17 protein-coding genes are annotated in these 20,876 nt (G+C 38.2%); 9 read left to right on the top strand and 8 right to left on the bottom strand.

Translation table 11 applies throughout. The annotated features are described in order from the left end of the window. Positions 1-54: 54 nt before the first annotated feature. Positions 55-342 carry a helix-turn-helix domain-containing protein gene (locus J4051_RS11695; RefSeq protein ID WP_208234051.1) on the bottom strand — a complete coding sequence of 96 codons (288 nt, stop codon included), beginning with the start codon at positions 340-342 and terminating at the stop codon, positions 55-57. Positions 343-916: 574 nt separating this feature from the next. On the opposite strand from J4051_RS11695, the gene J4051_RS19145 reads away from it, so the two are divergent. Continuing rightward, positions 917-1,048, top strand: coding sequence for a hypothetical protein (locus J4051_RS19145; RefSeq protein WP_262897798.1), 132 nt, complete (start codon positions 917-919; stop codon positions 1,046-1,048). A gap of 18 nt (positions 1,049-1,066) precedes the next feature. Then, positions 1,067-1,264, top strand: a complete 198-nt coding sequence (locus J4051_RS19040; protein WP_317192715.1) for a type II toxin-antitoxin system HigB family toxin — start codon at positions 1,067-1,069, stop codon at positions 1,262-1,264. Positions 1,265-1,458: 194 nt separating this feature from the next. Here J4051_RS19040 and J4051_RS11685 read toward each other — a convergent pair whose 3' ends face one another. Continuing rightward, a complete protein-coding gene (locus J4051_RS11685) occupies positions 1,459-2,595 on the bottom strand; it encodes a tyrosine-type recombinase/integrase (RefSeq protein ID WP_208234050.1) in 1,137 nt (378 codons plus the stop codon). Positions 2,596-2,746: 151 nt separating this feature from the next. Further along, positions 2,747-4,156, bottom strand: a complete 1,410-nt coding sequence (gene mnmE, locus J4051_RS11680; RefSeq protein ID WP_208234049.1) for a tRNA uridine-5-carboxymethylaminomethyl(34) synthesis GTPase MnmE — start codon at positions 4,154-4,156, stop codon at positions 2,747-2,749. A gap of 144 nt (positions 4,157-4,300) precedes the next feature. Between mnmE and J4051_RS11675 the strand changes: the two genes are divergently transcribed. Then, complete coding sequence (locus J4051_RS11675; RefSeq protein ID WP_208234048.1) at positions 4,301-5,446, top strand: TlpA disulfide reductase family protein; 1,146 nt, start codon at positions 4,301-4,303, stop codon at positions 5,444-5,446. Positions 5,447-5,485: 39 nt separating this feature from the next. Here J4051_RS11675 and J4051_RS11670 read toward each other — a convergent pair whose 3' ends face one another. Further along, positions 5,486-6,136, bottom strand: coding sequence for a rhomboid family intramembrane serine protease (locus tag J4051_RS11670; RefSeq protein ID WP_208234047.1), 651 nt, complete (start codon positions 6,134-6,136; stop codon positions 5,486-5,488). 63 nt (positions 6,137-6,199) lie between these two features. Here J4051_RS11670 and J4051_RS11665 point away from each other — a divergent pair, with 63 nt between their 5' ends. After that, positions 6,200-7,090, top strand: a complete 891-nt coding sequence (locus J4051_RS11665; protein WP_208234046.1) for a lysophospholipid acyltransferase family protein — start codon at positions 6,200-6,202, stop codon at positions 7,088-7,090. 163 nt (positions 7,091-7,253) lie between these two features. Here the strand turns inward: J4051_RS11665 and J4051_RS11660 are convergent, their stop codons facing one another. Together J4051_RS11660 and glmM are read right to left on the bottom strand one after the other, a co-directional pair. After that, a complete protein-coding gene (locus J4051_RS11660) occupies positions 7,254-8,759 on the bottom strand; it encodes an aminotransferase class V-fold PLP-dependent enzyme (RefSeq protein WP_208234045.1) in 1,506 nt (501 codons plus the stop codon). A gap of 70 nt (positions 8,760-8,829) precedes the next feature. Further along, positions 8,830-10,218 (bottom strand): phosphoglucosamine mutase, encoded by a 1,389-nt coding sequence (glmM, locus tag J4051_RS11655; protein ID WP_208234044.1) that lies wholly within the window; start codon positions 10,216-10,218, stop codon positions 8,830-8,832. A 78-nt stretch (positions 10,219-10,296) separates the two neighbouring features. Here glmM and J4051_RS11650 point away from each other — a divergent pair, with 78 nt between their 5' ends. The 3 genes from J4051_RS11650 to J4051_RS11640 all read left to right on the top strand — a co-directional run bounded on the left by J4051_RS11650 (position 10,297) and on the right by J4051_RS11640 (position 15,181). Further along, positions 10,297-10,902 carry an acyl carrier protein phosphodiesterase gene (locus J4051_RS11650; RefSeq protein WP_208234043.1) on the top strand — a complete coding sequence of 202 codons (606 nt, stop codon included), beginning with the start codon at positions 10,297-10,299 and terminating at the stop codon, positions 10,900-10,902. A 64-nt stretch (positions 10,903-10,966) separates the two neighbouring features. Beyond that, entirely contained in the window at positions 10,967-14,239 is a 3,273-nt protein-coding gene (locus tag J4051_RS11645; protein ID WP_208234042.1) for a S41 family peptidase, read from the top strand. 222 nt (positions 14,240-14,461) lie between these two features. Next, positions 14,462-15,181, top strand: coding sequence for a hypothetical protein (locus J4051_RS11640; protein WP_208234041.1), 720 nt, complete (start codon positions 14,462-14,464; stop codon positions 15,179-15,181). 283 nt (positions 15,182-15,464) lie between these two features. On the opposite strand, the gene J4051_RS11635 is transcribed toward J4051_RS11640, so the two are convergent. Beyond that, positions 15,465-15,986, bottom strand: coding sequence for a hypothetical protein (locus tag J4051_RS11635; protein WP_208234040.1), 522 nt, complete (start codon positions 15,984-15,986; stop codon positions 15,465-15,467). 186 nt (positions 15,987-16,172) lie between these two features. Here J4051_RS11635 and J4051_RS11630 point away from each other — a divergent pair, with 186 nt between their 5' ends. Together J4051_RS11630 and J4051_RS11625 are read left to right on the top strand one after the other, a co-directional pair. Continuing rightward, positions 16,173-18,194 (top strand): tetratricopeptide repeat-containing sensor histidine kinase, encoded by a 2,022-nt coding sequence (locus J4051_RS11630; RefSeq protein WP_208234039.1) that lies wholly within the window; start codon positions 16,173-16,175, stop codon positions 18,192-18,194. Positions 18,195-18,347: 153 nt separating this feature from the next. Further along, complete coding sequence (locus J4051_RS11625) at positions 18,348-19,001, top strand: response regulator (RefSeq protein WP_208234038.1); 654 nt, start codon at positions 18,348-18,350, stop codon at positions 18,999-19,001. A 70-nt stretch (positions 19,002-19,071) separates the two neighbouring features. Here J4051_RS11625 and J4051_RS11620 read toward each other — a convergent pair whose 3' ends face one another. Further along, positions 19,072-20,775, bottom strand: coding sequence for an SBBP repeat-containing protein (locus tag J4051_RS11620; protein ID WP_208234037.1), 1,704 nt, complete (start codon positions 20,773-20,775; stop codon positions 19,072-19,074). Positions 20,776-20,876: the final 101 nt, after the last annotated feature.

Below are 20,876 nucleotides of genomic sequence, written 5' to 3'. Positions count from 1 at the left end.
CTGTTTATTTGTTTCCATAGACGTTGGCTTTAGTGAAATAGTATATTTCGCAGATTAAATGCGCTTATTCCTTAAGGAATAGGCCAATGCCTCACTTTCTATGTCGTGTTGCGATTTTCGCTTGTTTTGTAGTAGCCATTCCACAAGTTTACGCTTCTCGAAAAAGAGCATTTTGCCGTTGGGTTTGGAGTGTGGGATTTTCCCTGAAGAAGTCAATTTGTAGAGATAGCTTCGGGATATACCTGTATAATCACAGGCTTCGTTAAAGGTCAAAACTTCTTTTTGTCCGACCATTAATTTTTCTAGACGATCTAATCGTTCCAATAATAATAAATTGTCCATTTTTAATTGTTTTAAATGATTAAAATGAACAAAAGCACTTTTGTTTTCCCTTATGGGATGATGGAAATAAATGTATAAAAAGAGACTAGTGAAAGAAAATATCACAACAATAAGTTATGCACAGTCATTTGGCAGTCATTAAATTAACCGAAATAATTTAACCCTATTATTCTTATGTATCATTTATGTGTATTTGATAGCAAAGGGTATCAAATGATATTGAATGAGGGCTTCAACAATAGATCATTTAGGATACATTTCAAGTTATTAACAATCAGAAGAACGAGTGTTAGTAGTTTTGTGGTTTAAAATATGTTAAAATTTTAGAGAAAAATTAATTTAGACGTCGATTTTACAGTTTCACGAATAAAAAACGTAATGCAGATAAGAAAAACTTCTAACTAATCATTTTAATACTAAAATATTAAATTCTCTGTTTTGGTTACTTAAATAGTATTTGTTGATGACATATTCTAGATGATAACTCTAAAAAAAGATTTCACAATTAATTTTAAAATATATGAATTGTTCTTAATTAGAGAACTATTTACATATTTATATCATAATTGAACCAATGAAACGCATAATTGCAAAGAGTACACTTAGGGAATTTTGGGGAAAGCACGCTGATTCGGAACAGTATTTAAAAACCTGGTACTATACAGCTAAAAATGGAACATGGTTCTCACCCAATGATGTTATGTAAACTTAAGCAAATGCAAGCATCTTAACAGACGGTCGAGTGGTTTTTAATATTAATGGAAATGCTTACCTCTTAATTGCGAAGTACAATTACCAAAAAAATTGGGCATTTATTCGTTTTATTGGCACCGATGGCGAACCTGCCCGTCCGGCTGGTGGGTACGACAAGATCGATGCTGATACAATTTTAATAAACAGTTATGGAATTAAAGCCAATTAAATCTGAGAAAGATTACCGAAACGCTCTTAAAAGGTTGGAGATAATCTTTGATGCCCCAATCAAAACAATAGAAGGCGACGAAGCGGAAATACTTTTATTGCTTATCGAAAATTACGAAAACGAACATTACCCAATTTAGGCTTCAGGTCCCTTTGAAGCTAAAAAAAACCGAAGTCCCATTCTAATTCAGGTTGTCATTCTAATGTAATATTCAATATCGGAATACTATTAGCCGCTTCCTTCATTTTTGTATCAATTATTTTGGCATAAATCTGTGTGGTTCTTATCTCTCTATGTCCAAGACGTTTGGAAACCGTATAAATATCCGCGCCGTTTTCTAATAACAGAACTGCATTTGTATGTCTGGCACTATGAAACGTAATATGCTTTGATACGCCTGCACGATTGCACCAACGTACTATTTCATTATTATAAACTGCTGAATACTTTAGACCTACAAATACCCTATCATTGGGAGCACAACGCTCGCCTAACAATTCACGGGCTTGATCTGAGATATAAAGATATTCCACACCGTCAGTTTTCTTTTGTCTAAAGTTTACCCGGCTTACCCCATCTTCATCACGTACCTCTGACCAAGTCATCGCATTAATATCTGACCATCTTAAACCTGATAAACATGAAAACAAAAAAGCACGTTTTAAAACTTCATATTTACAATCGGTGTTGGCTAAGGTTTGCAACTCTTGAAAAGTCAAATATTCGCGTTGGCTTTCTGCTTGCTCGAAGGACTTTACTTTTGTAGCATAGTTAAGTGCTAAATAGCCTTCGTCAAACGCAGCTCTAAGGGTCGCTTTAAATTTGTTGAAGTAGGTGTATTTTGAATTTAATGATAACGGCAATTTACTTTTGGAACGCGCTTCTTTGTCGATGTATTTTCGAACTCTGTTAACAAAAGCTTCATCAATATCGTCAAAAGTAATGTTTGGAGAAATACAACGCTCAAAGTGTATGAGTGCGGCCGACCAATTCCCATAATTTTTAGGACTATCATAGCGCTCTTCTGCTTTTTCGCGAAAGAATTCTAAAAACCGTCTGATCCCTTTTGTTGTGGTTTTAAGATCAAACTTGCCTTGATAATATTCTGCTTCCCGAATCGCAAGAATCTTTTTGGCTAAGGCCATAGTTTCCTTGTTCTCTTTTCTTTCAATAGTATTCTTCGGTTCACCATGCAAATACATTTTTAGATTTTCATAGTCGCGAATGTGTTTTCTTTTACCTTCTGAGGATATCTCTGATCCCTTATAGTACTCTATTAGCAAGCTAATTTTCCCACTTGGTAGTTTCCGTTCTTTTAGTTTTATTTTCATTATGTGGTACGTTTGTACTACATAAATTTAAAATGTAGTACATATGTGGTACCAAAAGTAATACTAAAAGAAATAGAAAGAAAAACTTTAACACTATAACTATCTGTATATCAATTAAAAGAAGACATTAAACAAGTATCGGAAACCAGTTTTATTTTCCGATGCAGAAATTAGCAAAAATATTGCCCAACAAGTCATCATTGGTTATCTCTCCTGTAATCTCTCCAAAGTGATACAGTGCCTGACGGATGTCAATGGCCAACAAATCGCCAGAGAGTTCTGAATCCAAACCGTATTTCACTTTTTGGATTTCTTCAAAGGCTTTTAGGAGCGCATCGTAATGTCTGGTGTTGGTAACGATAGTTTCGTTGTTTCTGAGTGCTCCCGTATTGATAAGATTCAATAAGGTGTCGGTCAACAGCTCTACTCCAAATCCAGTTTTAGCAGAAATAGGAATGAGGTGTGCGGTGTGAGGTGCAAGGTGCGTTGTAATATTGGCAAGCTCGCTATCGGAAATTTGATCGATTTTATTAAGCACAACCAATAATTGCTTCTGAGGAAACTGGTTCTTTATTTTTTCTATTTCAATGATAAAGGATTGAATCGCATCATTACCATCGGCAAGCTGACCACTGCCAATTAAAAATAACACCACCTGAGCTTGCTCTATCTTTTCAAAAGTTTTCTTAATACCGATACTTTCCACGATATCTTCAGTCTCACGGATGCCCGCCGTGTCAATAAATCGGAAGCTCATCCCCCCTATCACCATTTCGTCTTCAATCGTGTCTCTCGTCGTACCCGCTATCTCAGAAACGATGGCGCGTTCTTCATTTAAAAGCGCATTGAGTAAGGTAGATTTCCCTACGTTTGGTTCGCCAACAATGGCCACAGGAATCCCGTTCTTAATGACATTTCCAACCGCAAAGGAATCGATCAGTCGCTTTAACACATGAATAATCCGGTTCACCAAGTTATAAAACTCATCACGATTGGCAAATTCGACGTCTTCTTCAGCAAAATCGAGCTCGAGTTCAATCAAGCTTGCAAAGTTCAGTAATTCGTCACGCAGGTGTTTAATCTCATTACTAAACCCACCGCGCATTTGTTGCATGGCAATTTTATGGGAGGCTTCATTATCACTGGCTATCAAATCGGCTACGGCTTCGGCCTGACTCAAATCCAGTTTTCCGTTTAAAAAGGCTCTTAAAGTATATTCTCCAGCATTTGCCATTCGGCAGCCATTCTTCAAAAACAACTGAATGATTTCCTGTTGGATATATAAACTTCCATGACAGGAAATCTCAATGACATCTTCACCGGTGTACGAATGCGGGTTTTTGAATATCGTCACCAAAACCTCATCAATCACTCTGGGATCATCAACAATATGACCTAAATGTACGGTATGCGTTTTCTGTTCCGATAGGGATTTCCCTGAAACCGATTTAAAAAACCGTGAGCCAATTGAAATAGCATCCTTTCCCGAAAGTCGGATTACCGCAATGGCACCACTTCCAGAAGCGGTAGCCAAGGCAACAATAGTATCATTAGCAATCATAAAGCGTCATTTTCCTGCAAAAATATCGTAAAAATGCCATCTTTAAGAGTAAATGTTAAATTTATTAAGCTTTGATGAGAGCCTCATAAACTTTCCTATCTGTCATATCTTATTATATTTGTGAACCCATAAAAAATTAGTCCCATGAAAAGAGTCCTTAGTCTTTTAATAGTCTGCATCGTATTGACGTCGTGCAAGTCCGATCCTCAAGTTGAAACAGACAGCTATGTCATCAGTGGAACGGCTCCTGGAGTATATAACGGTGTCAGAGCCTATTTAAAGACTGTCGATAATCAACAACGCGAAATTATTAAAGACTCCTCTATTGTTGTGGATGAGAAGTTCGTTTTTAAAGGGGAAATAAACTCACCTCAACTTTGGTATTTGACCATGAATAGTGTGGTTGGTCGTTTGCCGATAATCATTGAAAATAGAGAATTTACAATTTCCGTAAACCCAGACAATCTGGGAAATTCTACGATTTCAGGATCAAAATCTAACGATGCGTTAACCACTTATATGCATAAAGCACAGGAATTGACAAACAAACGCAACGCTTTAATCGCGGAGAACAGGGCGCTCGCAACAGCTGAAGACAAATCCGAAAATGCCCGAATTGCCACAGAAATAAGAGACATCAATCAGGAATTGACAAATTATCCAACGAATTTTATAAGTGAACATCCAGACAATTATTTTTCATTAGTCTTGATGGAGTCTTTGATTGCAACACCCAACAGCGATCTAAAAGTTATAGAACAAAAGTTTGATGCTATGACATCTGATCTCAAATCTTCAGAATATGGCCAACGTGTGGCCGCTCAATTGGAAGCAAAGATGCTGCATATGGCCAAATTCGGCGCCTTAGACATTGGTAAAGTGGCTCCTGATTTTTCCGCACCAACTCCTGAAGGCAATACCCTTGCCTTAAGTGATATCAGAGGAAAAGTAACCATCATTGATTTTTGGGCCTCTTGGTGTGGGCCATGCAGAAAAGAAAACCCGAATGTGGTCAAAGTCTATCAAAAGTATCATGATAAGGGTCTGGAAATCATCAACGTCTCTTTGGACAGGCCTGGACATAAAGACAGATGGATAAAAGCGATCAAAGACGACAACTTGACTTGGCATCATGTGTCAAACCTCAATTATTTTAATGATCCGATCGCTAAACTGTACAATATCAATTCTATTCCGGCCACCTATATCTTAGATGCTTCGGGGAGAATTGTTGCGAAAAACTTAAGAGGTGCTGCGTTAGAAGCGAAGATTGGTGAGCTTTTGAATTAGTTTGAATAAGATTGACTTCGATTATTAAGCACTATGCACTTACAACTTCCCCGTTTTATGCATCACAAATAAAACCACAATAGGAATTGCCAGCAAACCGACCATCAATAAATCCGTTTGAAAAAGAGAAGGCCTAAGGATCAATGTGACCACAAAACCACCAATGGCACCGCCAAAATGCGCATCGTGACCTATATTGCCCAATTGTTTTTTCATGCCATAGATAGAATATAACAAATACAAGATTCCAAAAACATAGGCAGGAATTGGCAATGGAATAAACAAAATACCCAGCTGCATAGAAGGTTCCAATAAAATAGCCGAATATAAAACACCGGTAACGGCACCACTTGCCCCTACGGCACTATAGTGATATTCATCTTTATGGAAATAGAGCGACAGGAGATTTCCTAAAATCAAACTGGCTATGTAAATGATCAGAAAATGAACGGTTCCCAAATAGAGAATCACTACTGGAGCAAAAAAATAGAGGGTAAACATATTGAAGAAAAGGTGCATTGTGTCTACATGCAAAAAGCCAGAACTGAATATTCTAACCTTTTCACCACGCCTAATACCACCAACGTTAAATTTGTAGCGTTCAAAAAAACCACGATCGCTAAATCCTTTAAATGATATAATTACATTTGCTGCAATTACTACAATGGTCACCAAATCCAAATTACCCATAAACTCAAAACGTATTATTTATATTAAAGCATATCTTTGCAGCTGCAAATCTAATATTAAAAAATGCAATTTCTCGTTTACATCTTAGTTTATCCACTTATTTGGCTGATATCAATCCTTCCGTTTCGATTGCTTTATGCCTTCTCTGATGGACTGTACATAATCATCTACAAACTTGTAGGGTATCGAAAAAAAGTGGTCCAAGATAATCTAAGATTAGTTTTTCCTGAGAAACCAGAAGCTGAAATCAACGACATCACTGAGAAATTTTACCATCATTTTTGTGATATGATGGTGGAAGCCATCAAATCATTGACCATTTCTGAAGAGTCAATGAGAAAACGATTCAAGTTTGCAAATGTGGAACTCCTCACCGATCTGGGAAAGCAAAACAGAAGCGTCGTGCTCATGTGTGGACATTACGGGAGTTGGGAGTGGATCTTTATCTTACAAAAGTATGTCTCACACAAAGGATATGCTGTTTATAGCCGCTTGAGCAATAAATATTTTGACCGACTGGTAAAACGAATTCGCGCCAAATACGACAGCACCTTAATCACCACAAAAGAAACGGTTCCCACATTGACCCAAACAAAGTTAGAAGGCGAGTTGACCATCAACGGCTTTGTATCAGACCAATCACCTCAGGTGACAAGAGCTTTTCACTGGAATGAATTTATGGGCATCAAAGTTCCAATCCATACCGGTGCTGAAATGTTGGCAAAACGATTGGATATGTCCGTGGTATTCTTCAGGGTGAAACGTCTTAAACGCGGCTATTACGAGACCACTTTTGAAACCCTTGCAGTAAACCCAAACGACTATCCCGACTACGAAATCTCCGATATATTCACAAAAAAAGTCGAGAAACAAATCCGCGAAGCTCCACAATATTATCTATGGACGCACCGACGTTGGAAGCATAGGGATAAAGTTCCTGCGGAATTTAAATAACATGTGAAATATCTCTCACAGAGACGCTAAGCTGGGATGAAGTATTTACGAAATTGGTCAACTATTAAAATTTCAAAAGCAAATATTCAATAGATATCAGTTCAATCCGTGTCACCCGCCTGAACGGACGGGCAGGACGGCGTTCCATCCGCCACCGCATCAATTACATTTCAAACCAATCATCCACCGGAAGTTCGTATTTATCCTCCTCTAAAGTAGATTTATGCACAAACTCGTTGGTTGCCGGAATATATTGATACTCCTTAGCCCACTCCTGATGATGTTTGGCAAGCTCTTTTAAGCTATCACAAACATACACCGTTTCCTCTGATGTAGTTGTCGGATGAATAGACATTCGGATCCAACCAGGTTTACGAGTTAATTCACCTAAAGAAATTTCATGGGTCAAAGCATTCGAGGTTTCCATATCCACGTGCAACAAGAAGTGTCCATAAGTGCCGGCACAACTACATCCTCCACGTGTTTGGATCCCATAGCGATCGTTTAAAAGTTTGACGCCTAAATTGTAGTGCAGATCATCAATATAGAAAGAAATCACTCCCAATCGCTCTTGATGCTGGCCTGCAAGAATATTGATGTTTTCAACAGGACTTAGCTCGCTGAAAATATAGTCAACGATTTCATGCTCGCGCTCCAATATTTTGTCGACGCCCATTTGCTCTTTAAGCTTAATGGCTAATGCAGTTTTAATGGTTTGTAAAAATCCTGGGGTTCCACCGTCTTCTCGATCTTCAATATTATCGATATATTTATGCTCTCCCCAAGGATTGGTCCAACTTACGGTACCACCGCCCGGACTATCAGGAATCATGTTTTTATACAGTTTTTTACTGAAGATTAAAACACCAGATGTTCCCGGACCTCCAATAAATTTGTGTGGTGAAAAGAAAATGGCGTCCAAAGCTTGCTCTTCATCTTCTGGATGCATGTCAATATCCACATAAGGTGCAGAACACGCAAAGTCAACGAAACACACCCCGCCATTTTGATGCATCACTTTAGCGATATCATGATAAGGTGTTTGGATGCCAGTGACATTAGAGCCGCCTACAACCGAAGCAATTTTAATGGGGCGATCCTTATATTGTTCAAGAAGCACTTTAAAATTCTCCATACAAAACAAACCGTCTTCCCCTGGAGGAATCACCTCCACTTTTGCAATAGTTTCTAACCAGGATGTTTGGTTGGAATGATGTTCCATATGTGTAATAAACACAACCGGTTTCATGGCATCCGGAACTATGGTATGCTTTCTCATGTTTTCAGGAACTTTCAAGCCCAAAATCCGCTGAAACTTATTAATAGCCTCAGTCATGCCACTACCGCAACAAATCAGCACATCATCGTCGTTGCTGTTTACATGGTCTTTTATAATATGCTTCGCCTTATGATAAGCCTTAGTCATGGCAGTCCCAGAAACCGTTGTCTCTGTATGGGTATTCGCCACATACGGACCAAAGACGTTCATCAATGTTTCTTCAATAGGCCTGTATAAACGCCCTGAAGCTGTCCAATCTGTATAAACGATTTTCTGCTTTCCATAAGGCGTCATAAACTCTTGATCAATACCAATGATATGTTTTCTGAACTGTTGAAAGTAACGTTCCAGTTCGGTAGTTTTTTTATTGGATATTTCGGTGGTTATCATGGCAATCAATTTCTTTGTATTACCCGCAAAATGACGGGATATCTTCAGTTTAGAATCTCCTTCAAAGGTACTAAATATTTGCGACAGCCTTAATTTCAGAAATGATCTTATCTGCAAGCGCGTCTGCTTCATCCTGTGAAAGTGCTTCCGTATAAATCCTGATAATTGGTTCCGTATTACTTTTGCGCAAATGGACCCAACTCTCGCTGAAATCTATTTTCACCCCATCAATAGTGGTGAGTTTTTCATTTTGATAACGCGCTTCCATTGCTTTTAAAATTCCGTCCACATCCAATCCAGGTGTTAACTCTATCTTTTTCTTGCCCATAAAATAACTTGGATAGGTTGCTCTCAATGCACTTGTCGTCATTCTTTTTTCTGCCAATAGACTTAAAAACAAAGCCACACCAACAAGCGCATCACGGCCATAATGCAGTTCAGGATAAATTATTCCTCCGTTACCTTCTCCACCGATGATGGCGTTATTCTTTTTCATCAATTCCACAACGTTCACCTCGCCTACCGCACTGGCCTCATAACTGCCGCCATGTTTTTCTGTAATATCCCTTAAAGCTCTGGTGGAACTCATATTACTCACCGTATTGCCAGGTGTTTTGCTCAATACATAATCTGCACAAGCAACTAAAGTGTACTCTTCACCAAACATATCTCCTTTCTCATCCACAAAAGCCAAACGATCAACATCCGGATCTACCGCAATACCAAAATGCGCTTGCTCTTTGACCACCATCGCTGATAAATCTTGTAAGTGCTCTTTTAAAGGCTCTGGGTTATGAGGGAAATGGCCCGTAGGCTCACAATATAGTTTTACGGCCTGCACGCCCAAATGTTCCAATAACAAAGGAATAATAATCCCTCCAGTAGAATTGACACCATCAACAACCACTTTAAATTTTGCGTCTCTAATAGCTTGTTGATTCACCAAGGGCATTTTCAAAACTTCGTCAATATGGATGTCCATATACGCTTCATTTTTGGTAATCTCTCCAAGATCATCTACTTCTGCAAAGGTCATTTGATCGTTTTCAGCTATTTCCAAAATTCGTGCACCTTCAGCACCATTTAAAAACTCGCCCTTTGCATCAAGCAATTTAAGAGCATTCCACTGTTTTGGATTATGACTCGCTGTTAGAATAATACCTCCATCGGCGTGTTCCATTGGCACGGCAACCTCAACCGTTGGGGTTGTTGACAATCCGAGATCGATGACATGGATGCCTAAACCAACTAAGGTGTTCATGACTAGGTTTTGGATCATTTCACCAGAAATCCGCGCATCACGACCCACCACCACGCGGTAGTTTTCTTTATTTCGTTGTTCTTTTAACCAAATTCCATAAGCCGATGCAAATTTAACAGCATCAATAGGCGTCAAATTATCACCTACTTTGCCTCCAATTGTACCTCTTATTCCTGAAATTGATTTTATAAGTGTCATATCTTTAATTTATAAATGAAAAGCAAATATACAATTACAAAATCGGAAATCTAAAAAGCAATTCCGTAAATTAGACCAATGAATTTTTTAGCCCACATTTATCTTTCAGGAGACAACGAATTAATCACCATAGGCAATTTTATGGCTGATAGTATTAAAGGGAAACGCTATAAAAAGTATCCCTTAGACATTCAAATTGGCATTCTCCTCCATCGCGAAATCGATACGTTTACCGATGCACATCCAACCGTAAGAATGAGTACCAAACGTTTGCATGAAAACTATAGCCATTACAGTGGTGTGATTGTAGATATTTTGTATGATCACTTTTTAGCCAAAAACTGGTCGCACTATTCTACGATACCTTTAGATATTTACGTGGACAATTTTTACGAAATATTGAAAACACACGCTGAGTTCTTACCCGGTCGTGCACAAAAGATGGTGCCTTATATGATAGCCGATAATTGGCTGTTGAGTTATGCGAAAATTGAAGGCATTCAAAAAGTCTTGAATGGCATGAATATACGCACCAAGAATATTTCAGGAATGGACAGAGCTACCGATGAACTTAAAGAATTCTATCAGGAGTTTGAAGAGGAATTCACCAGTTTCTTTGAAGAACTGCGTTCATTTTCAGATGAAAAATTAGCAACATTAAAACAGTTGCACGGTTTAGAATAGTCTGCCATTAACATCAATTTATATAATTTACACCTTTAAAGTTGTTTTTTAAACTAACGCCATCATGAAAAGTTTCCTTGTTTTCTCCGCCTTGTTTTTCTCACTGTCAATATTCTCACAAGGCACCCAACTGTTGAGACAACCCACCATTTCAAAAACAGAAGTTGTCTTTATTTATGCCAACGATTTATGGAAAGCCCCTCTGAATGGAGGCACAGCAATACGTTTGACCAGTGGCGAAGGCTACGAATCTAATCCTCATTTTTCTAAAGACGGAAAAACCATCGCTTTTACGGCAGAATATGATGGCAATACCGATGTGTATATCATGCCTTCTGAAGGTGGCGAACCAAAACGCATCACCTTCCATCCGGATGGCGACTATGTTGAAGGATGGACACCAGATAACAAGATTCTCTTCCGATCCGGCCGTGAAGGAAAACCAACCGCATCCACAAAACTTTATACCGTTGGAACAAAGGAGAGTTTTCCAAAAGCTTTAGATTTACAAAGGGCAGCTTACGGCGATATTTCTACGGATGGAAAGTATATTGCCTACACCCCAATTACCTCTTGGGATCCTGAATGGCGAAACTATCGTGGTGGACAAGCCATGCCTATTTGGATTGTCGATTTGGAAACTAAAGATTTGATCACCACACCACAGTTGGATAAAGAACGCCATTTAGATCCTGTTTGGCTGAACGGTGTGGTTTATTACTTATCAGAGCGCGATTATACCAGTAATATCTGGTCCTTCGATCCTCAAACTAAAACGGAGAAACAAATCACCTTTCACAAAAAATTTGACGTTAAAAGTCTAAGTGCCAATCAAGATCAAATTGTTTATGAACAAGGTGGCTATCTGCATCTTGTAAACGTGGAAACCTTAGCTACCACACAATTGAATATTACGGCAACGGGCGACTTGAATTTTGCAAGACCGCGATGGGAAGATGTTTCCGCAAATAGGTTAAGCAATCCACAGATTTCCCCAAAAGGCATGCGTGCTGTTTTTGAGCATCGTGGCGACATCTTTACGGTTCCTAAAGAACATGGCACTTGGCGCAATCTCACCAGCTCGTCAGGAGTGGCAGACCGCAGTCCGGTTTGGTCTCCTAAAGGTGATAAAATAGCTTGGTTTTCTGATGCCAGCGGAAATTATAAAATGGTTGTGGCCGATCAAGATGGTAACAATCAAGAGGAAATCACCTTACCCAATGCCACTTTCTTCTTTAAACCGGAGTGGTCCAATGATGGCAAATACATAGCATATACCGATACCGATTATAATATTTGGGTATTGAACTTAGACTCAAAAAAAGCTGTTAAAGCAGATACAGATCGGTATGCACATCCTGAACGCTCAATGAATCCTGTTTGGTCTCCGGACAGTAAATGGATTGCCTATGCCAAACAATTGGAAAGCCATTTCAAGGCCATTTTTGTTTATAATGTAGAAACCAACGAGAGAATTCAAATTACAGATGGGATGGCAGATGCCATAACCCCAGTTTGGGATGCCTCAGGAAAATATATTTTCACCTTGGCAAGTACCAATTATGGACTCACTTCAGGGTGGTTGGACATGAGTTCTTATGATGTAAATGTGACCCGTGGTCTTTATGCTATCGTCTTGAACAGTAAGGATGATGCTCCTATTCTTCCAAAAACGGATGAAGAGAATTCCAAAAAAAGTGATGATAAAGCAGCGGCTAAAGATGACAAAAAGAAGAAGGACGATTCCAAGGACAAAGATAAAGTAGCTGAAGTCCCAAAAATTGTCATCGACAAAGAAAACATTTTCAATCGCACTGTTCCACTTCAGCTTAAACAAGCTAATTATGTTGGATTAATAAAAGGTCCGAAGAACATCGTATTTATTGCAGAGTCTGTTCCAGATGAATCAGGACAAAAAATACACAGTTATAGCTTAGAAGATAGGAAAGCCACGGATTATGCAAAGAATGTTTCCGAGATGGTCGTTTCTGCCGATCGTGAAAGTGCGTTGATCAGACAAAACAATAACTGGAGCATTGTCAACACTTCAAAACCTCCTAAAGATGAGGAAAAGCTCAAAATGGATCTTAAAATAAAAGTAGATCCAAAGGAAGAATACCATCAAATGTTTAAGGAAGGCTGGCGTTATATGCGTGATTTCCTATATGTGAACAACGTTCATGGCGCCCCTTGGGATAAGATTTATGAATGGTATGCACCGTGGATTGACCATGTGCGCCACAGAACAGATTTGAACTATGTGATCGATATTATGAGTGGTGAGGTGTCTATTGGGCACTCCTACGTATCAGGTGGCGATATGCCCAAAATAGATCGTGTGCCAGTAGGATTGTTGGGCTGTGACTTTGAATGGACAAAGGACGGGTATCGCATTAATAAAATCTACACTGGTGAAACATGGAATCCAGATACCTACTCACCTTTAGGTTTACCAGGTATAAACGTGAATGAAGGCGATTATATCATTACCATCAATGGTAAAACGGTGAGTCCAAATGAGAATATTTATAGCCTATTGGAACAAACTGCAAACCGGGAAATTACGATTGAAGTCAACAGCAAACCGACAAAAACAGGCGCCAAATCATTTTTAATCAAGCCTGTGTCCAATGAAAGAGGTCTTCGATATATGGATTGGGTGGAAGGCAACCGTAAAAAGGTAGATGAACTTTCTGATGGCAAATTGGCTTATGTTTATGTACCAAATACGAGCCAGCCCGGATTTGCTTCCTTCAACAGATATTATTTCTCTCAACAGGATAAAAAAGGCGTTATTATTGACGAACGCAATAATGGTGGTGGATCAGCTGCGGATTATATGATTGACATCATGTCCCGGGAGCTTTTTGGGTATTTCAACAGTAAAACCAATGACAACCGACCTTGGACAACACCAATGGCAGGCATTTGGGGGCCAAAAGTGATGCTGATCAATGAACGCGCAGGTTCTGGAGGCGATTTGCTCCCATATATGTTTAAAGCGAAAAAAATCGGACCGTTGATTGGCACCAGAACTTGGGGCGGATTAGTGGGCACTTGGGACACACCTCCTTTTATTGATGGTGGACGTATGGTAGCACCACGTGGTGGTTTTTATGATGTCAATGGCGAATGGGCAGTTGAAGGTGAAGGTGTTGCTCCAGACATTGAAGTGATTCAAGAACCAAAATTGAGCATGAACGGAAGGGATCCACAATTGGAACGTGGCGTCAAGGAAGCTTTAAAACTATTGGAAACCCAAGAATTTGAAATGAAGCCGGAACCAAAGGCGCCGGTGAGATGGAAACGTCCTGCGGGGTATGAAAATGAAAATTAGGGGATGCGACACAGATTTATGACACAGAGATGCACGGAGAAACACAGAGCTACACGGAGATTTATAGAATTACTAATAGTTTTGAAATAAAACTACGCACAACTCTGTGAAATCTCTGCGAAACCTCTGCGAAACAACTCCGCACAACTCTGTGAAACCTCTGTGTAACTCTGCGTAACAACCCTGTGAAATACCTATCTTCGCAAATAAAACCCACATCAATTGGCCAAACCAAAAAAAGTTTTAAAAATTATCGCTGGGGTGATTGTGTTTTTCACACTTCCTACCCTGCTCTTCTTCGGTTTTTTATATCTCAAATACGATGAAGATTTGCCGACAGGAATCAAAGGTGAACCGGCAGAATTGTTGGCAACTAAAATGCTGAATGCTTTAGATCATGAAGCCTATAAAAATACCAACTATATAGAATGGACCTTCAATAAGCGCCATCATTATAAATGGAACAAAGCCAAAAACAATTGCCAAGTCTATTGGAAATCCTATCGCGTCGATTTAGATTTGAACGATCCGTCAAAAAGTGAAGCCTTTGAAAACGAGGAAAAAGTTGACAAGGAATCTTCTAAAAAACTCATCGAAAAAGCCATCTCCAACTTTAATAACGATTCGTTTTGGCTGGTGGCACCTTACAAGGTTTTTGATCCTGGCACAGAACGTCGTATAGTGACTTTGGAAGATGGATCAGAAGGTCTTTTAGTAACTTATACTTCAGGCGGAACGACTCCCGGAGACTCGTATTTATGGCATTTGGATGCTTCAGGAAAACCAACAAGTTTTCAGATGTGGGTAGATATACTGCCAATCAACGGATTGAAAGCCTCTTGGAGCGATTGGAGAACTACCGAAAGCGGTGCGCAATTACCGACGTTTCATAAGTTCATGATCTTTGGATTTGAGATTACGGATTTAGTAGGACGGAAGTAATGTTCTTCTTCAAGTCTAACATAAAATATCCCGCAGATTTCGCAGATGCTCGCAGACGGTTTTGATTTTGACACTGAATCGACATTGATATTTTTGATTTGCCTTTAGAGAAAATTCGCTTTCCAAAAGTTATGACACAAAAGAACCACAAAGTAAACACAGCTAACACAAAGAATATCTCCAGACTATAGCACACTCACCACTTATAACTCATAACTCATAACTCATAACTCGCCTAAATTCCATAGACTGCCACTGAAGACGGTCAACTGAAGAATGCCAACTACTTCCGCTGTCCCACAAAATTATGATCCTTAAGCTTAAATAGGACATTAAATGTAGTTAAGCTGCCGTAGCTTCTGGTGATATACTGCTGTAGGTCAATTTTCTCCTGTTCTTCAAGGTTGCTGCTATTGATCTTTTGCTCCATCACTCGCAAACGGTCTCGGACCATAGTGATTTTGTGAAAAAACGTATCGATAGGTACTTCTGTTGCTTTCAAATTGGTGTCGCCGGGTTGCATTATGAATTTTCCGCCTTTCCATTTATCGCCTATATTGACTACTTCGCTGACATCACTCCATTTTTTCAAGATGGCTTTTAAAGTACTTTCCACTTCGTAAAAACTGATGGTATCCACATCATCTTCAGCGGCTTCAATAACTTCAAAATCGCTATCTAAGTCTATTGTCTCCAATCCGCTATCAATAAACGTCACCCAATAATGTTTTGAAGTCACATTGGTGACGACGCCCTTGCCAAATTCTGGGTGATTGATTCTGGAGCTGATTCCTAATAATTGCATGAATTGAGTTTTATATTTTGAAATACAATAATAACAAATCTGCTGATATTCCTTCATTATTTTTAAAGTAGAAGTACTCCTGACTTCGTAATTTGTTAACAAAAAATAACAGAATTCCTTTTTTTACAGATCAAAAACACCACATTTAGGTTTTTAAAATTTATTTTCACCCAAACCGCAACCCTAATGAGATTATATATCTTAAGCCTACTCTTTATTATTCCGATACTTTCCAAAGCACAAGACAGAGATATAGAGCAAAATAAAAGTATTTGGAAAAACGCCAATAAAGAAGCTTCCGATCAAGATCGCCTAAAATATTTGGATAGTTTGGCTGGGGAAATTAGATACGACAGTACGTTTAATAGCGACTCTATTTTTCGTGTTACTGTTTCCTTTGCTCAGAAAATGGATTCCGTGAACATGGCCATGAAACACGCCATTAATTTTATTAATTACCACAATTATGGAACTAACAATTATAAAGAAGCTAAAAAAATAATCCAGGCGGCTTATCCCCTGTTATCTCAAGTATCAAAACCGAATATTATAGATGATTTTTATTATGAAGCTGCTTACGTTTATTATGAGTCAAGACTTTTTGAAGATGCGATAAAACTCTTTGACAGCGCCTATGTTTATGCCAAAAAATATAATTCGAAATATGTGGAACTCTCTAAATTTGCAATAGGGATGGCACATGTCAACAATGGAAAATTTGGCGAAGCTTCTTTAGAACTTCAAGAGGCAGCAACCCTTTTTCAAAATAAAAAGGACACCTTAATGTGGTTGAATACAAAAAATGCTATTTCCATTCTTTACAGTAAAAATGGGTTTTTTAAAGAAGCAAAAAAAGAAAGGAATGAACTTATAAAATTGGCTAAAATATCCAATTCCTTTCCCAATTTACCAGTCATTTATTATAACAATGCAGCCGATGACAATAAAATAAATCTACAAAGTAGCCGTATCAAGAATCTGAAATTGGCATTAGCAGAAAATCAGGATTCGGAAAATAAAGAATTCTTTGAGCCTGCATTAAAATCGGGATTGGCAGCGGCCTTGGCAGAAAATGACAGCCTCCAGCAAGCAGAAAATCTGTTAAAGGAATTGGAACTTGATGATGACTATACCACAGGACAAAATGCCCATTATTACTTAAATGCTAAAATGAGAGTGGCCTTCGCACAAAAAGACTATGAAAACGCTTTAAAATATGGCATCGTTTTTCACAATCTAAAAAATGAGGGGGATCAATATGAAGAAATCCAAGAAGCTGAATTGTTCTTGTCTAAAGTGTATCAAAATACAGGTAATAACGACAAGGCCTTTGCACACTTTAAAAATTACACTAAAATTAAAGATTCGATTGGGAGTATTCAAAAAACACGTGTTTTAGCCTATTATCAAACAATTTATGAGACTGAAAAACGCGATTTAACCATCCAAAACCAAAAAAGCAACATAGCCTTACTCGATTCTGAAAACAAACTAAAAAATCAGTGGTTGTTGTTTGGTGGCATGGGTTTATTGGGTCTCTTTGGTTTTGTAACGATTGTTCGATCTAATAACAATAATAAACGACGACAAAAATTACAGGAACTCTTTACGCAAGATATCATCAACACCCAAGAACAGGAACGTACGAGACTGGCTTTTGAATTGCACGATTCCGTTGGGCAACAACTCATGCTTTTAACCAGAAAACTAAAAACCATCGAAGATCCATTATTTGGAAATTTAGCCAATGACACCTTGGCCAATCTTCGTACTATTTCACAAGGTTTATATCCCGCAACATTGGAGCGATTGGGGTTTACGGCCGCGATTGAAGATTTAATCAATGAGTTGGATGAAAACACCGAGGTCTTTTTCACTTTAGAATTGGAGAACACAGACAAGCTCATCACCAATGATAAAGCCTTGCATTTGTACCGAATTCTTCAAGAGGCACTAAACAACGTACTAAAACATTCAGAGGCCAAAGCTGTATTTGTAAGTATTGAAAACATTACAAACACTTTGATCATGACTATAAAGGACAATGGTAAAGGCTTTGACTACAACAGAGCATTGAATACGTCTAAAAGCTTAGGAATGAAATCGGTAATGGAACGCAGTAAAATAATTTCAGCAAAATTAGAAGTAGAATCCAACTCGAGCAAGGGCACTCAACTTGTTATAAAACTACCTATTTTTAACACTTAATCAAAAACCGATTCCAAAAAGTCCGTTTTATCTTTCTAAGAGAGAAGTGCATTTAAAGGACGTAAAAACAGAGTTATTGTCAATTTATTTAAATTAAAATATAACAATCCAGTCATTAAAATGTATTTTTACCTATGATAAAACCTACATCCCTTGAAAAAAGCTAGCCCTAAAATTAGCACTACGATTGTTATTGCCGAAGACCATCCCATCATGCTGAAGGGTCTAAAACAAGAACTTGAACAAGTAGGATATCAAATCATCGGGACGGCTGAGAATGGTTTGGAAGCGGTAAGTATAATCACTGACTTAAACCCTGACATTGCTCTTTTAGATATTGAAATGCCTTCACTAAACGGTTTTGAGGTGATGGTCAAATGCACAGAAAACATAGATTTAAAAACCTGTTTTATTGTGATGACCTATCACAAACAGAAAAACTTTGTATTACAAGCTAAAAACTCGGGTGTTCATGGCTATCTCTTAAAAGAAGATAGCATTGAAGAAATTCAACACTGCATTACTACAGTTCTCAACGGCACAATTTATTATAGTAAATCCTTGGGAGCAGAGTTCGAAACGAATGTCGAAAACGATCTTAAAAAATTGACGCTGCTTACTCCTTCTGAACGCAAAATCATTCAACTGATCGCTCAAGATAAAAACTCTACCGAAATCAGCGATATGTTATGCGTATCGCCAAGGACCATACAAAAACATCGTACAAATATTATTGAAAAATTAAATCTCGATCCTGCAGCGGATAACCTAATTAAATGGGCGAAAGAATTTAAAGGATTGGGATGATGGCCTATAAACAGAACAGTGTAGACGGTTCATAAAGCATCCACACGGTCCCAGTTATATAAAAACCCCTCTATTCTTTTACAACTTTGATCACCGTTTTCTTAGCTTGATGATCAAGGATTTCAAGAAAATAAAGGCCATTGGGCTGATGAAGTTCTAAAGGGATTTTCTTTGTATCGTGAAATTGATCTTCCATTAGCACTTGTCCAGTTATAGAAAGTAATCTTATAGAAACTTTGGCCTGTTCGTTTTTAAACGCAATTAAAAAATCACCTTTTGTAGGATTAGGATACATCACCAAGCCAGCAGAAAAAGAGGAGTCTTCAATACCTAAGATGTCCACACTTAACTTGAGAATATAGCAATCAAAACTTCCATTTGAAGTCAAACTCCCATTACTTCCTTCAAGATTTAAATTTACAGTAGCAGTAAAAGTCCCTGTACTATATATATTTCCATCATTGTCAGCAAATACGGAATAGGCATAGTCATTAAAAGTGCCACTAATTTGTTTAAGCCATCCAAAATTGCCATGAGTGTCAAATTTCTGAACAAATGCATCATAGCCACCTACAGCTGTCAGATTTATCAGACCAGCCCCTGAATCAAAACTGGCATTATTAAAAAAGTGACCAGCAACATATACGTTTCCATTGCTGTCGTTTGAGATAGAGTAGCCGACATCATTACCAAGACCTCCCATATAATTGGCCCACAAAAAATTGCCATCAGTATCCAACTTTTGCACGTAAATATTCGTGCCACCTAATGACTCCAAATTAGCGGTATCATCACCGGGATTAAAATCTACAGTACCAATAAAACTACCGATTGAATATACATTTCCATCCTTATCAACAGAAATATCCTGCCCCGTATCAACACCAACTGACCCCATCTGCCTGACCCAAAGAAGGTTGCCATCGTCATCCATCTTTAACACGAAAATATCTTCATTTCCTGCTGAAGTTAGTTCATAAATACCATTAGGATCAAAATTAGTGGTTGCTTTAAAAGTTCCCGTGATGTATATATTATTATTTGCATCTACCGCAAGGGCATTGCCAAATTCAGATTCTGCTCCGCCCATCTGTTTCACCCAAATAAACTCACCATCGGTATCCAATTTTAATAGAAATATATCAGATTTCCCAACCTCTGTTAAGTTGTAAACTCCAAGTCCAGGATCGAAGTCAACGGTTTCTCGGAAGAAACCCGTCACATACACGTTGCCACTAGAATCAGTACCAATACCTCTTCCGTAATCATTTCGATCGCCTCCAATTTGTTTCGCCCAAAGAAAATTGCCGTCAGTATCCAATTTTAAAATATGAATATCAAAATCGTTTGTAGCTGTAAGATTGAAGACATCTGGACCCGGATCAAAATCAACAGTTCCAGCAAACGCTCCAGTTATATAAACATTTCCACCAACATCGGTGGTGATCTTTAATCCATAATCCTCATAAATACCTCCAATTTGTTTGACCCAAAGTAAATTGCCATCGCCATCTAATTTCTGAATAAAAATATCATAGCTCCCATTAGACGTCAAATTAGCAGTATCCTCTCCAGGGTCGAAATCAACAGTGAGCGAAAAAGCACCTACTATATATATATTTCCATCATTGTCTGAGGTAATATCGTAGCCAAGGTCACTGTTTCGTCCTCCAATGTTTTTGGCCCATTCAAAAGTCGGTTTTTGTGAGTAAAGTGACGTATTGGATAATAACAAACACATCATAAAGGTCAAAAGTGTAATTTTTAAATTCATAATAAACTGGTTTTAAGGTTAAAATGTTTTATTTATAGTTACCATCGGTAAAAGGAATAATTGTCATCATAATATTCTTACATTTTCTTCAGCTTGTAAGT

The organism is Gelidibacter pelagius, assembly GCF_017581925.1.
In the GTDB taxonomy this organism is placed as follows: Bacteria; Bacteroidota; Bacteroidia; order Flavobacteriales; family Flavobacteriaceae; genus Gelidibacter; species Gelidibacter pelagius.
Note: the sequence above shows the minus strand (reverse complement) of the source record. Positions and strands in the feature narration are given on the sequence as shown.